This window comes from Paenibacillus forsythiae T98, assembly GCF_000520735.1.
GTDB lineage: Bacteria > Bacillota > Bacilli > Paenibacillales > Paenibacillaceae > Paenibacillus_AQ > Paenibacillus_AQ forsythiae.
Genome location: NZ_ASSC01000229.1, coordinates 1 through 447 on the forward strand (window position 1 = coordinate 1; position 447 = coordinate 447).

A 447-nucleotide genomic window follows, 5' to 3' on the forward strand; every position below is an offset into this window, starting at 1 on the left:
TGTCCGCCCGCGGCGCGCACTTGATACGCGGGTCCGCGATGAGCTGTGCACCACTTTGAACATCAGTAGATCCAGTGACGGTCGCCGCCGGATCTTTGATATCCTGCATGCGGTACTTATCCGTGTATCGTCCGGGCCTGTCCGGAATACGGGGATCAGCGATGCTGCCTGCTGCCTGCATGATCCGATTCGCAGAGCGAACCGTCTTCGCCGACGCTTCCCAATCCTGGACACCGTAGCAGTCCGGATGGAGCTTAGTGTTTACCCGCGGGTCAGAAACGGATTGCGCCCCGCTTCCTAGTGAGTCCTCGCCAGTTATCGTCAGAGCATGCTCATCGAAGCCACGGACCAAATATCCGTTTCCACGCCGCTGACCATTCCGGCCGTTTACATTCGGGTCAGCCACCGCTATCGCCCCGCTCCCCAGCCGACTGCCGGTCACGCACG

General features: G+C 60.6%; 1 pseudogene. It reads right to left on the reverse strand.

The features are described from left to right. Window positions 1-447: pseudogene (locus L692_RS32500) on the reverse strand (DNA cytosine methyltransferase); the annotation flags it as partial.